General features: G+C 65.1%; 12 protein-coding genes. 6 read left to right on the plus strand and 6 right to left on the minus strand.

What is annotated here, in order from left to right; genetic code table 11:
• Positions 1-2: 2 nt before the first annotated feature.
• A complete protein-coding gene (locus tag ACNJX8_RS36570) occupies positions 3-623 on the minus strand; it encodes a response regulator transcription factor (RefSeq protein ID WP_128946867.1) in 621 nt (206 codons plus the stop codon).
• Between the two features lie 199 nt (positions 624-822).
• Here ACNJX8_RS36570 and ACNJX8_RS36575 point away from each other — a divergent pair, with 199 nt between their 5' ends.
• Complete coding sequence (locus ACNJX8_RS36575; protein WP_439358643.1) at positions 823-1,845, plus strand: AraC family transcriptional regulator; 1,023 nt, start codon at positions 823-825, stop codon at positions 1,843-1,845.
• Between the two features lie 2 nt (positions 1,846-1,847).
• On the opposite strand, the gene ACNJX8_RS36580 is transcribed toward ACNJX8_RS36575, so the two are convergent.
• The gene (locus ACNJX8_RS36580) at positions 1,848-3,059 is read right to left on the minus strand and encodes an NnrS family protein (protein ID WP_439358644.1); all 1,212 of its coding nucleotides are present in this window, start codon (positions 3,057-3,059) and stop codon (positions 1,848-1,850) included.
• A gap of 132 nt (positions 3,060-3,191) precedes the next feature.
• On the opposite strand from ACNJX8_RS36580, the gene ACNJX8_RS36585 reads away from it, so the two are divergent.
• Positions 3,192-3,902 (plus strand): Crp/Fnr family transcriptional regulator, encoded by a 711-nt coding sequence (locus tag ACNJX8_RS36585; RefSeq protein WP_091888281.1) that lies wholly within the window; start codon positions 3,192-3,194, stop codon positions 3,900-3,902.
• A 128-nt stretch (positions 3,903-4,030) separates the two neighbouring features.
• On the opposite strand, the gene ACNJX8_RS36590 is transcribed toward ACNJX8_RS36585, so the two are convergent.
• Both ACNJX8_RS36590 and hemN read right to left on the minus strand, forming a co-directional pair.
• On the minus strand, positions 4,031-4,228 hold the full coding sequence (locus tag ACNJX8_RS36590) for a DUF1858 domain-containing protein (protein ID WP_091888479.1): 198 nt from the start codon (positions 4,226-4,228) through the stop codon (positions 4,031-4,033).
• Positions 4,229-4,413: 185 nt separating this feature from the next.
• Positions 4,414-5,766 (minus strand): oxygen-independent coproporphyrinogen III oxidase, encoded by a 1,353-nt coding sequence (hemN, locus tag ACNJX8_RS36595; RefSeq protein ID WP_439358645.1) that lies wholly within the window; start codon positions 5,764-5,766, stop codon positions 4,414-4,416.
• Between the two features lie 160 nt (positions 5,767-5,926).
• On the opposite strand from hemN, the gene ACNJX8_RS36600 reads away from it, so the two are divergent.
• The 3 genes from ACNJX8_RS36600 (at position 5,927) to ACNJX8_RS36610 (ending at position 8,423) form a co-directional block, all read left to right on the plus strand.
• The gene (locus ACNJX8_RS36600) at positions 5,927-6,133 is read left to right on the plus strand and encodes a hypothetical protein (RefSeq protein WP_439358646.1); all 207 of its coding nucleotides are present in this window, start codon (positions 5,927-5,929) and stop codon (positions 6,131-6,133) included.
• 234 nt (positions 6,134-6,367) lie between these two features.
• Positions 6,368-7,492: a copper-containing nitrite reductase gene (nirK, locus tag ACNJX8_RS36605; protein WP_164934739.1), complete on the plus strand. Its 1,125-nt coding sequence runs from the start codon at positions 6,368-6,370 to the stop codon at positions 7,490-7,492.
• A gap of 52 nt (positions 7,493-7,544) precedes the next feature.
• Positions 7,545-8,423, plus strand: coding sequence for an SUMF1/EgtB/PvdO family nonheme iron enzyme (locus ACNJX8_RS36610; protein WP_439358647.1), 879 nt, complete (start codon positions 7,545-7,547; stop codon positions 8,421-8,423).
• A gap of 196 nt (positions 8,424-8,619) precedes the next feature.
• On the opposite strand, the gene ACNJX8_RS36615 is transcribed toward ACNJX8_RS36610, so the two are convergent.
• Both ACNJX8_RS36615 and ACNJX8_RS36620 read right to left on the minus strand, forming a co-directional pair.
• Positions 8,620-9,270, minus strand: a complete 651-nt coding sequence (locus ACNJX8_RS36615; RefSeq protein ID WP_128940156.1) for a 3-oxoacid CoA-transferase subunit B — start codon at positions 9,268-9,270, stop codon at positions 8,620-8,622.
• Positions 9,271-9,338: 68 nt separating this feature from the next.
• A complete protein-coding gene (locus ACNJX8_RS36620; protein WP_027573157.1) occupies positions 9,339-10,046 on the minus strand; it encodes a CoA transferase subunit A in 708 nt (235 codons plus the stop codon).
• 272 nt (positions 10,047-10,318) lie between these two features.
• Here ACNJX8_RS36620 and ACNJX8_RS36625 point away from each other — a divergent pair, with 272 nt between their 5' ends.
• Entirely contained in the window at positions 10,319-12,211 is a 1,893-nt protein-coding gene (locus ACNJX8_RS36625; protein WP_164934748.1) for an AsmA family protein, read from the plus strand.
• Positions 12,212-12,292 lie beyond the last annotated feature (81 nt).

Here is a 12,292-nt window from a genome sequence, read left to right on the forward strand (position 1 = left end):
CCTCAGATCTGGGTTGGCGGGCCCTGGCCGAAGATGCGGCGGAGCAGATCGGTCACGTTGCGGGCGCCAGCCTTCCTCAGAATGCTGGCGCGGTAGCCCTCGACCGTCCGCGCGCTCAGATGCATGCGGCGGGCGATTTCCTTGTTGGTCAGCCCCGCGGCGAGATGCTCGAGCACCGCGCCTTCGCGCACGGTGAGGGGTTCGCGGCCGGGCAGCCAGCGCTGCCGGTTCGAGCCGGGTTGCGCGAACTCGTCGATCGCAGCATCGATCCGATCGACGATGTCACGGCTGCGGAACGGCTTTTCGATGAAGTCGGCCGCGCCGCTCTTGATGGCGTCGACCGCCATGGAAATGCTGCCGTTCGCCGAGGTCACCAGCACCGGCGCCATGCAGTTTTCCTCGCGCAGCCGCTTGAGCACGTCGAGGCCGGAGCGATCCGGCGGCATCTCCAGCAGCACGCAGGCCGGCATCCGCGCTCTCGCCTCCGATAGCAGCGAGGCGCCATCGGCGAAGCAGATCACGTCATAGGCGCTCTGTTGAAGCGCGGTCGAAAGCTGCTCGCGGGAGACCGCGTCAGTTTCAATGACGAACACCTCACCCTTGGAAACCATGTTTCCCGGCATCATCCCGATCCAGCAATGTCTTGGTCAAATGGCCCGAGACGGCAGCGGGCCCCGTCGCCACCGCGCCGTCGTGAGCACGGCATTCACGCCAGTGCTTCGGTTTCCCCTATGTATGTTCCAACGCGTTCCCGGATTTGACGGATGGGGACATAAACTTTACATTTCGGGACATCCCTCATGGCTGGCGGGAACGGGTCGCATGACCGACCTCATTCGCAGCGCAGGCTTGAGCTATTATCCGGAGGTCGCCCGATCGGTCGGACTCGACCCCAGGCAGATGATGCGCAAGGTCCGACTGCCGCTGGCCTGCCTCGACAAGCCCGACACGCCGATCGCCGTCGCCGGCCTGCGCCGCTTGCTCGAATTGTCGGCCGAGGCATCCGGCGCCGAAGATTTCGGCTTGCGCCTTGCCGAGCGGGGCGGCCTGACCAATTTCGGCGCGGTCGGTTTGATCGTGCGCGAACAGGCGACAGTCGGCGAGGCCATCGCAGCATTCTCACGCTTCATTCATGTCCATCACGAGGGCATGCGGCTCGATGTTGCGCGCGACAAGCACACCGTGACAGTCACGCTGCATCTGCGCGGCCGGCAGCCGAGCGCGCCGCGTCAAGCCATCGACATGGCGCTCGGCAGCGTCCACCGCATCATCCAGTCGCTGTTCGGTCATGACTGGCGGCCGCTGGAGGTGCACCTGCACTATCCGCCGCCGCACGACCGCAAGCGTTATCGCGAGTTCTTCGGCTGCCGCGTCACCTTCAATGCGGATGACGATGCGATCCTGTTGTCGGCGCACGACATGGGGCGCCGGATCCCGAGCGCGCATCCGCTGATCGCGAATTATCTGCGCAAACGGATCGAGGCGATCGAGACGCGCCCCGCAAGCTGGGAGGCAAAGGTCGACGAGGTCGTGCGCAGCCTGCTCGCCAGCGGCGATTGCACCGTCGAGCACGTGGCCGAGCATCTCGCCTGCACCCGGCGCACCATCCACCGGCGCCTTGCTGCATCAGGCACCAGCTTCTCGGCCATCCTCGATGCACAGCGCGCCTATCTCGTGATCCAACTGATCGACAATACGCGCCGGCCGCTGGCCGACGTCGCCGTGCAGCTCGGCTTCTCCGCGCAGAGCGCCATGGCACGCTGGTTTCGCGGCCGTTTCGGCTGCACCGTCACCGAATGGCGCAAGGGCATGCGGGGCGAGGTGCCCTCGCAGACCGCGGCGTAAGCTCAGCGTGCCGGGACCGGCACGCCCATGATGGCAAGCGCCCGCCGGCGGCTGCCGGCGAGCAGCGGGCCGAACGCAATGGCAAATCCGAGGAATGCGACGACCCAGCCGCAAGCGGCGATGTGCAGTAGCGCGCCACTGTGCGCAGGCAGTACCACCGCGGCGACCCGCGCCAGCGCCGCGACGATGATCGCGACGTAGATCCCCTGTGTCGCGGGCGAAGCCGTCAGCGCCTGCCCGGTGTGGCCGAGGCTCGCGCGCGTCATCACCGCGAGCGTCATGGTTCCGGCCGCCCCGGCCATCCAGGCGTGAATGCCCGCACTCGGCGGCAGCGCGCCGAAGGCAGCGAGCGCATGCAGGAGGAATCCGAGCGGCACGAAAAAATAGCCGACGTGGAGGATCAAGAGCAGCCGTTCGCGGAACGTGCGGTCGCCGGCCCAGCGCGCAAGCCGCACCAGGTGCAGCACGCCGACGAGCGTCATCGCGACGCCGGTGACGGCATTCAATGGCGCCACGATCCACGCGATGAGCGCGAGCGCGCTGCATCCGATCACCGCGCCGTCGAAGCGTCCGAACGGCACCGGCAGGCGTCCGGGATTGAACTTGACCAGCCAGTTGCGGGTGAAGCTCGGGATGATGCGGCCGCCGATCAGCGCGATCAGCAGCACGACCACGCCGATGCCGATGCGGATGCCGATATCGGCCGTGCCTTCGAAGTGCGTTTCGAGATGAAAGGCGATGTTGCCGGCAAGCAGCACCAGCACCAGCGCCACCACAGGCAGGTTGCGCCAGTTTCCGCCTGCCATGATCTCGCGCGCCGCGGCGGCGACGACCAGCGCCAGGAAGGCGGCATCGACGAGAAGCGCGAACACCCAGCCCGTGTCGGCCGACAACGTCACCGCAATGCGCCCGGCAAGCCAGACCACCAGCAGCGCCCCCAGCGAGGTGCCCTGGATCGGCAACCGCCCGGTCCAGTTCGGGATCGCCGTGAACAGGAATCCGGTGATCACCGCAGGCAGGAAGCCGTAGAGCATCTCGTGGACATGCCAGTCGCGCGGGGCGAAGGCTGATGTCACCGACAGCTCGCCATAGAACATCGGCAGCCAGACCAGGATCGACACGGCGGCCTGGATCGCGGCGAACAGGAAAAAGGGCCGAAAGCTGTTCGCAAACAGTGGCCAGCCCTCAAAGTTGCGGGATCGGGCGCCAGCCATGGGGTCGTCAACTCCTGGAAATTCAAACCGGTGTCTGGAAAAATACTGCCGCCCGGCCGGCCTGTTTTGCGCTATCGCAAACTGTTGGACGATTGCAGGTGCCATCACACTCCGCAGCGCCAAGGAGACAGAATGGCCAAGGTCGACACATCGCTGGTTGCGCATTTGCCGCTGTTTGGGGGCGTCAAGCCGGAGGACCTCGAGGAAATCCTGCGCGAGGCCCGCTCGGCCCGTTACCCCAAGAACAGCACCATCTTCGAGCAGGGGGCGGACGCGCAGTCCTTCTTCCTGCTGCTGCACGGCCACGTCCGGGCCGCCAAGACCACGCCGACCGGCGAGCAGATCGTGGTGCGCTATGTCGCGCCCGGCGAGACGTTCGGCCTCGCGATGGCGATCGGAGCGGCGCACTATCCGGCGACGGCGATGGCGGTCGACGACAGCGTGGTGCTGATCTGGCCGACGTCGGCTTGGCCGCGGCTGATCGAGCGGTTTCCCTCGCTCGCCGCCAACACGCTCCAGACGGTCGGCACGCGTCTCCAGGAGAGCCACACCCGCATCCTGGAAATGTCGACCCAACAGGTCGAGCAGCGCGTCGCGCATGTGCTGCTGCGCCTCGCCAAGCAATCCGGCAAGAAGCTCGATCACGGCATTGAGATCGACTTCCCGATCAGCCGCCAGGACATCGCGCAGATGACCGGCACCACGCTGCACACCGTCAGCCGCATCCTGAGTGGCTGGGAGAGCCAAGGTCTCGTCGAGAGCGGCCGCCAGCGCATCATCCTGCGCGAACCGCACAGGATCGTCGTGCTGGCGGAGCGGAGCCCCGACAGCGGCGCGGCGTGAGAGCAGCGCCAGAACGTTTCCCTACCTGCTCTGTGCCTGCAAGATAGGAGCGAGGGGCGATTCCGCTTACGGCGAAAGCGCGCCCTCACCCGGGAATCCGCACGCGCCCGCGCAAATTCCGGACCACCTCACGCCGGCACGCAGTCGCAGAGCGCGGCGAGGAATTTCTCGCGGTCGATGCCATGCTCGCGGCAGGCGTCATCCACCGTGTGGAAGGTCGCGATCGGGCAGCCGACACAGGCCATCCTGAAGGCGAGAAACACACGGATCGTGTGCGGCGCCGTGCGCATGATGTCATCGACCAGATCGTCGGATCGGAAAGACATGGATAACTCCGTTCCGAAACGACGATAGCGGAGCGGGTGGGAGTCTCTTTGTTGAAGCGCAAGCAACGCGTCATTCTGGGGCGCGCGCAGCACGAGCCCGGAATCCATCGTGCAGCGCGTGATGTGGAACAATGGATTCCGGACTCGCGCCAAAGAGGCGCGCCACGGAATGACGGAGAGAGCATCTAAACCGCCCGGCTGTGCAGCTGCTTTCCCGGATCCAGATGCGCGTCGAACGCCGCCGCGACGCTGCGGACCAGGAAGCGCGAGTCCCTGGCGACCGCGAGCTTGTCGCCGTCCAGCCTCACGACGCCGTCAGAGATCAGCGGCTTCAGACGCGACGCCGACTTCAGCATCGCCTCGGGCTCTGCGCCATGGCGCGCGCAGATGTCGCCGAGATCGGCGCCGAATTCGCACATGATGCGCTCGATGATGTCGGCGCGCAGCCGGTCGTCATCGGTGAGCCCATAGCCCTTCGCGGTGGCGAGACGGCCAGCGCTGATGCACTGCGCGTAGGCGCCGATCTGCACGTGGTTCTGGACGTAGCCCTGCGGCAGGTGTCCGATCGCGCTCGCGCCGAAACCGAGCAGCACCTCGGCCTTGTCGGTGGTGTAGCCCTGGAAATTGCGTCGCAGCGTCCGCTCCTGGAAGGCCACGGCCATGGAATCGTCGGGTCGCGCGAAATGGTCGAGCCCGATCTGCACGTAGCCAGCCTCCTTCAGCGCATTCGCGATCGCGCAAGCCTGGTCGTGACGCGCAGGGCCATCGGGCAGGACGGCCTCGTTGATCATGCGCTGATGCTTCTTGAAATCAGGCACATGGGCATAGCCGAACACCGAGAAGCGGTCGGGCGCGAGCGCGAGCGCGCGCCGGACCGTGTCCAGGCACGAGGCGACGGTCTGGTGCGGCAGCCCGTAGATCAGGTCGAAATTCACTCCCGCGATATCGGCGCGCCTGAGCATGTCGACGACGCAGGCCGTCTGCTCGAAACTCTGCACGCGGTTGATCGCGCGTTGCACGACGGGATCGAAACTCTGAACCCCGAGGCTCGCGCGGTTGACGCCGGAGAGCCGCATCGCCTCCACCATGTCGGCGGTCAGCGTCCGAGGATCGATCTCGACCGCGATCTCGGCCGTGGGCAGCACGAAGAACGCCTGGCGCATCGTTGCCATCAACTCGACGAAAGCTTCCGGCGCCATGATCGTCGGCGTGCCGCCGCCGAAATGAATATGCTCGACCTTGATGCGGCGGCCGATCGTGTCGGCCACTTGCACGATCTCGCTGCGCAATGTCCGCTGATAGGCCGCGATCAGCTCGTCGCGGCGGACGATCTGGGTATGGCAGCCGCAATACCAGCACATCTCGCGGCAGAACGGCACGTGCAGATAGAGCGACGCGCTGGCGCCCGCCGGGAGCTCAGCAAGCCACCCGGCGTAGGTGTCTCCACCGATCGCAGGCGAAAAGTGCGGTGCGGTCGGGTAGCTCGTGTAGCGCGGCAACCGTTCGTCGCCGTAGCTCACCGCGAGATCAGCTCTCATATCTTACCCATTCGTAAATCCCAGCCGCGAACGGTTGCGGCAAGTCCCGGATGGCGCTCAATTTATCCGTTTTCGAGCAAACGACCTTGCGCTTGCTCAAAGTCCAAGCGCCGAAGCGGGACTATTGGGACTCGACCATTGCCCTTTCGGAGATGACGCCATGGCGCCGTTCGCCCTCGATCTCATTCTCTGGCTCACCGGCGTTCGCGGCCACACTCCGCGCTTCGACGATTTTCGTCCCGTACCCGCGGCGCCCACGACCGGCGCCGGCCATCTCATGCGCGTACTGGCCATCATGGCGACTGTCTTTGCCGCGCTGTCGCTCGCGGTCTGGGGAACGGTCTGGCTTGCGATCCAGCTGCTCTAGCCGAAGCAATCAGTCTGTCGGAATCGACCGCAATTGAACATGCGAACGAATTGCCGCTACGCGGCTGACGCCGCACCAATATCCGTCTTGCTCTCGCGGCAATTGCGGTAAACCTCTTAAGGATCTTCGCGGAGGCAAATCCGGCTGAAGGTTGTTGCAGCGCAAATCATCTTGCTGTGATCGGCGCACACTGCATCCGTCATCAAAACCATTTTCAGATGAAGGATGCTTCCGATGTTCACCCGCAGAGCTGCACTGATCGGCGCCGCCGCGACTGCGCTGATGTTGGCGACCCCCGCTTTGGCCGCTGACGATCTCAAACTGCCTCGACAGAAGGTCGAGCTGGTCGCTCCGCCTTTCGTGCATGCGCACGAGCAGGCGACCAAGCAGGGCCCCAAGATCATCGAGTTCAAGCTCACCATCGAGGAGAAGAAGGTCGTCATCGACGAGAAAGGCACCACCTTCCAGGCGATGACCTTCAACGGTTCGATGCCGGGACCGCTGATGGTCGTGCATGAGGGCGACTACGTCGAGACGACGCTGGTCAATCCCGCCACCAACACCATGCCGCACAACATCGACTTCCATTCCGCGACCGGTGCGCTCGGCGGCGGTGCGCTCACGCTGGTCAATCCCGGCGAGCAGGTCGTGCTGCGCTGGAAGGCGACCAAGACCGGCGTATTCGTCTATCACTGCGCGCCGGGCGGCCCGATGATCCCCTGGCATGTCGTCTCCGGCATGAACGGCGCCGTGATGGTGCTGCCGCGCGACGGACTGAACGACGGCAAGGGCCACGCGCTGAAATACGACAAGGTCTACTATATCGGCGAGCAGGACATGTACGTGCCGCGCGACGAGAAGGGCAATTTCAAGTCCTACGATTCGCCCGGTGAAGCCTTCACCGAGACCGAAGAGGTGATGAAGAAGCTGACGCCGACCCATGTCGTGTTCAACGGCAAGGCCGGCGCGCTGACCGGCAAGAACGCGCTGACCGCCAATGTCGGCGAGAACGTGCTGATCGTGCATTCGCAGGCCAACCGCGACAGCCGTCCGCACCTGATCGGCGGCCATGGCGACTATGTCTGGGAGACCGGCAAATTCGGCAATGCCCCCGAAGTCGGGCTCGAGACCTGGTTCATCCGCGGCGGTTCTGCGGGCGCAGCGCTGTACAAATTCCAGCAGCCCGGCATCTACGCCTACGTCACGCATAACCTGATCGAGGCCGCAGATCTCGGCGCCACAGCGCACTTCAAGGTCGAAGGCAAATGGAACGATGATCTGATGACCCAGGTGAAAGCGCCGGCCGAAATTCCGGCGCAGACGCAGGGCGCCCTGGAGACCGGCCGCAAGACCAACTGACAAACAGAGGGGCCGGCAAATCGCCGGCCCCTTTTTCTTTGTGGGGATCACCATGCTGATCGCATTCAAGCTGAAGTTGGCGCTGGCCTGCGCGGCCGGACTCGCGGGACCGCTGGCGGTCGCGCCTCTGGTCTCCGAGATGGCGACGCCGCGCGCGGGCGGCGAGCCGGCGATCATCGAGATCGCCGCCGGCAGCTTGGTCTATCGCGAGGCCGGTGATTTCACGCGCGCCGGGCAGCAGGCCGAAGCGCCGCTGCGAAAGCTGCGGTTCAACAGACCGCTTCACATCATGCGCGAACAGGTCTCCTCCGCCGACTTTCAGCTCTGCGTGCTGGATGGCGCATGCCGCACGCTGGGCCGCGACGTCGTCGTCGCGCCCGATCGCCCTGCGGTCCAGGTGAGCTGGTACGACGCCGAAGCCTATGCGAGCTGGCTGTCGCGCAAGACCGGCAGGCATTATCGCCTGCCGAGCGACGAAGAATGGGCATTTGCCGCCGGCAGCCGTTTCAAGGATGACGGCGTGCCGGTCGACGCAAGCGATCCTTCGAAGCGCTGGATCAGTCGCTACGAGCGTGAGTCCGAGCGCGACCTCGCCGACACCACCGCCTATCCGTTCGGCAAGTTCGGCCTCAACGAGCACGGTCTCGAAGACATCTCCGGCAACGTCTGGGAATGGACCTCGACCTGCTTCGTGCGCTCGCGGGTCGACGAGACCGGCAACGCCATCCGCCCGACCGTGAATTGCGGCGTGCGCGTCGCGGAAGGCGCGCACCGCGCCTATGTCACCGATTTCATCCGCGACGCCCGAGCCGGCGGCTGTGCGCAAGGCGTGCCGCCCGCCAATCTCGGCTTCCGCCTGGTGCGCGAGCAGACCTCGTGGGTCGCGAGCGTGTCGGCGCGGTGGGGTAAGATGTGGTCGGCGCGGTCTTGACGCTGGTAGCGGGAGCGCGCTCGTGCCTCTCCAATGTCGTCCTGGCCTAGTGCGCAATTGCGCACTAGGCCAGGACGACACCGGGGATGTAGAAGCGACCTGCCGCCTCGCGACCTCCCAGGCCCGATCACCCGCCTGACCCGCACGTTCAAGCGAAAATGGCCGGGCAAGCCCGGCCATTCGCAACTACTGAGCCTTACGTGTTCTTCAGCGCGACGCGGAATTCGGCTTCGGTCTTGGCCTTGACCTCGTCGAGCGTGACGCCGTCGGCGAGCTCGATCAGGGCCATGCCGCCGTCGCCGTGCTTGTCGATGGTGAAGACGGCAAGATCGGTGACCACCATGTCGACCACGCGCTCGCCGGTGAGCGGCAGATTGCACTTCTTCAGGAGCTTCGGACCGTCCTTGGCGGAATGCTCCATCACCACGACGACGCGCTTGACGCCGGCGACGAGGTCCATCGCGCCGCCCATGCCCTTGACCATCTTGCCGGGGATCATCCAGTTGGCGAGATCGCCGTTCTGGGCCACCTGCATCGCGCCGAGGATCGACAGATCCATGTGGCCGCCGCGGATCATGCCGAAGGAATCGGCGCTCGAGAAATAGGACGTCGAGGGCAGCTCGCTCACGGTCTGCTTGCCGGCGTTGATCAGGTCCGCGTCCACCTCGTCTTCATAGGGGAACGGGCCCATGCCGAGCATGCCGTTCTCGCTCTGGAGGCTGACGTCCATGCCGTGGGGGATGTAGTTCGAGACCAGCGTCGGAATGCCGATGCCGAGATTGACGTAATAGCCGTCGCGCAGTTCCTTCGCGGCGCGCGCGGCCATCTGTTCACGGGTCCAGGCCATCGTTGTGCTCCTGTCGATTCTTTAGTGGCGCATGATCTGATCGGAAAACCGGCTTCCACTTTTCCGGATCATGCGCTGGTGCGCGGGCGGGTGTTGCGGAATTCGATGCGCTTCTTGGCCGTACCGACCTCGACGATGCGCTTCACGAAGATGCCGGGCGTATGGATGTGGTCGGGATTGAGTTCACCGGCCGGAACCAGATGCTCGACCTCCGCCACCGTGATCTTGGCGGCGGTCGCCATCATCGGGTTAAAGTTGCGCGCGGTCTTGCGGTAGATGAGGTTGCCGGCGGTGTCGCCCTTCCAGGCATGCACGATGGCGAGGTCGGCGAACAGGCCGCGCTCCATCAGATACTTCTCGCCGTCGAACTCCTTCACTTCCTTGCCTTCGGCGATCAGCGTGCCGACGCCGGTCTTGGTGTAGAAGGCCGGGATGCCTGCGCCGCCGGCACGAATGCGCTCGGCCAGCGTGCCCTGCGGATTGAATTCGAGTTCCAGCTCGCCGGCGAGGAATTGCTGGGCGAACAGCTTGTTCTCGCCGACATAGGACGAGATCATCTTCTTGATCTGCCGGGTTTCCAACAGGCGGCTGAGCCCGATGCCGTCGACGCCGGCATTGTTGGAGACCACCGTCAGGCCCTTGACGCCGGACTCGCGGATCGCGTCCGACAGCTCCTCGGCGATGCCGCAGAGGCCGAAGCCGCCCGACATGATCATCATGTTGTCTTTGAGAATGCCGTCGAGAGCCGACTTGGCGTCGGGATAGACCTTGTTCATGCAAATGACCTTCGACTGAACCTTCGGCTTGCGGGCGTCGCGCCTTATTGGCGGCGATTATTAGGCGAAATTCTCCGAGGCCGTCAATGATACGGGGTTCTCCGTTCCGCCCCCGGGTGATAGAAGCTGCCCACGCCGTGGGCAGAATCGCTCGCGGCCTTGAAAGCGACAAGAAAACCCATCAAGTTGCGGGGGTTGGGCGTGGGCACGCAGGTTTCCCGACCCGCCCTTCTGGCTCCAACGACCAACCCGATCAGGACATGCCATTGACCATGGCCCAAGGAATGAAGCGCCTCGGGACGCCGATCGCGGCGCTGCTCGGCGTGGCGCTGATAGCCCTGATCGCGACCTCCTGGCTCATCAACCGTGACGCGCTGCGCAAGGCGGTGGAAGCGCAGATCCGCGACGTGACCGGGCTTGAGCTCAGTGTCGCAGGCAACATCGACATTTCGGTCCTACCGGCGAGCTACATCTCCTTCCGCGACGTCGGTCTCAAGGGCGGCGGCGCCAACGATCCCGCGCTCCATGTCGACGTGCTCACCGCCAATTTGCGGCTGCTGCCGCTGCTGCTGCAACGATTCGAGATCGCTGACCTGGCGCTGCTGCGGCCGCGCATCCATGTCAGCCTGAAGCCGGACGGCGAGAGCAACTGGACACCCTTCATCCAGACCATTGCACGCACCATGAAGCCCGGCGCCGACAACCAGGTGTCGTTCTCCGAGATCAGGATCCAGGACGGCGTACTCAATTACGAGGACGCCGCCACGCACGCCACCGAGAAGCTCGAGGACATCGACCTGTCGCTGGCCTGGCCCTCGATCTCGCGCTCCTTTGCCGCGACCGGACAGTTCGACTGGCGCGGCGAGCGCGTCGACGGCTCGATCAGCTTTTCCGATTTCGTCGCCGCCCTCTCCGGCGAGCGGTCGGGGTTGAAGGCGCGGATCGCGAGCGCGCCGCTCAAGCTCGCCTTCGACGGCAGCGTCGCCAACCGCACCAGCCCGATGATGGAAGGCACGCTCACCATCGACAGCCCGTCCTTGCGCAACGCCCTGCGCTGGACCGGACAGCCGCAGCCGGGCAGCGGCGGCTTCGGCCGTTTCGCGCTGAAGGCGCGCGCCAACGTCGTGGGTGCCTCGATCGCTCTCACCAACGTCAATGTCGAGCTCGACGGCAATACCGCCGAGGGCGTCATGACCTACGCCAATAACGGCCGGCAGACGCTGCAGGCGACGCTCGCCGCCGACGCGCTCGACTTCACGCCTTATATCTCGACCTTCCGCCTGCTCGCGAGCGGGGCGCGCGACTGGAACAGACAGCTGTTCGATCTCAACGGATTGTCGACCACCGACCTCGACATGCGCCTGTCGGCGGCAAAGCTGACGGTCGGTCCGTCGAAGCTCGGCCGCACCGCGATCGGCGCCAATTTGCGCAACGGCACGCTGGCGCTCTCGGTGGGCGAGGCCCAGATCTTTGGCGGCATCGCCAGGGGCTCGTTCGGCATCGCGCGCGCCGACAGCGTCGCCGACATCAAGGCGCAGTTCCAGTTCACCGATGTCGATCTGCAGGCCTGCGCCACCGAGCTGTTCGGCATCAACAAGCTCTCGGGGCGCGGCAACATCAACGTGTCGCTCTTCGCTTCAGGCTCGAGCCCGTTCGGTCTCGTGCAGTCGCTCGACGGCAGCGCCACCGTCACCGGGCATGACGGCGCGATCGCGGGCTTCAACGCCGAGCAACTGCTGAAGCGTCTGGAGCGGCGGCCGCTGTCCGGCGGCGGCAATTTCCGCAACGGCTCGACCCCTTATAACAATCTCACCATCGCGGTGAAATTCGCCGATGGGATCGCGACCGCCGAGGACATCCGCATCGAGGGACCCGCGGCGAAGATCACGATGACCGGCACCGCCTCGGTGCCGACGCGCGAATACGACATGAAGGGCGTGGCAAGCCTCAACACCACGTCCGGCTTTCAATTGCCCTTCATGGTGCAGGGGCCCTGGGACGATCCCCTGATCTTCCCCGACCCCGAAAGCTTGATCCGCCAGTCGCCTGCGGCGTCTCCCTTCCTCGATCTCCTGAAGCAGCGCATCACCGGGGGCGGAAAGCGCCCCGCGCAGGACGGATCGCCGACGGCGGAGAATGCGAAGGACAGCGCCAAATCCAACTAGAGTGATCAACGTTGCTCTCTTAGGGGTCGGCAGCCTGCGGGCCACGGGCTCGATTTGCCAAGCTGAATACTGCGACCGATT

Origin of the sequence: Bradyrhizobium sp. SPXBL-04, from assembly GCF_051853035.1 — a bacterium.
Classification (GTDB): domain Bacteria; phylum Pseudomonadota; class Alphaproteobacteria; order Rhizobiales; family Xanthobacteraceae; genus Bradyrhizobium; species Bradyrhizobium zhanjiangense.

Excerpts from the sequence above, each read along its gene's own strand:
- ACNJX8_RS36570 (WP_128946867.1), bottom strand. The coding sequence starts at position 623 with ATGCCGGGAAACATGGTTTCCAAGGGTGAGGTGTTCGTCATTGAAACT.
- ACNJX8_RS36575 (WP_439358643.1), top strand. The coding sequence starts at position 823 with ATGACCGACCTCATTCGCAGCGCAGGCTTGAGCTATTATCCGGAGGTC.
- ACNJX8_RS36580 (WP_439358644.1), bottom strand. The coding sequence starts at position 3,059 with ATGGCTGGCGCCCGATCCCGCAACTTTGAGGGCTGGCCACTGTTTGCG.
- ACNJX8_RS36585 (WP_091888281.1), top strand. The coding sequence starts at position 3,192 with ATGGCCAAGGTCGACACATCGCTGGTTGCGCATTTGCCGCTGTTTGGG.
- ACNJX8_RS36590 (WP_091888479.1), bottom strand. The coding sequence starts at position 4,228 with ATGTCTTTCCGATCCGACGATCTGGTCGATGACATCATGCGCACGGCG.
- hemN (WP_439358645.1), bottom strand. The coding sequence starts at position 5,766 with ATGAGAGCTGATCTCGCGGTGAGCTACGGCGACGAACGGTTGCCGCGC.
- ACNJX8_RS36600 (WP_439358646.1), top strand. The coding sequence starts at position 5,927 with ATGGCGCCGTTCGCCCTCGATCTCATTCTCTGGCTCACCGGCGTTCGC.
- nirK (WP_164934739.1), top strand. The coding sequence starts at position 6,368 with ATGTTCACCCGCAGAGCTGCACTGATCGGCGCCGCCGCGACTGCGCTG.
- ACNJX8_RS36610 (WP_439358647.1), top strand. The coding sequence starts at position 7,545 with ATGCTGATCGCATTCAAGCTGAAGTTGGCGCTGGCCTGCGCGGCCGGA.
- ACNJX8_RS36615 (WP_128940156.1), bottom strand. The coding sequence starts at position 9,270 with ATGGCCTGGACCCGTGAACAGATGGCCGCGCGCGCCGCGAAGGAACTG.
- ACNJX8_RS36620 (WP_027573157.1), bottom strand. The coding sequence starts at position 10,046 with ATGAACAAGGTCTATCCCGACGCCAAGTCGGCTCTCGACGGCATTCTC.
- ACNJX8_RS36625 (WP_164934748.1), top strand. The coding sequence starts at position 10,319 with ATGGCCCAAGGAATGAAGCGCCTCGGGACGCCGATCGCGGCGCTGCTC.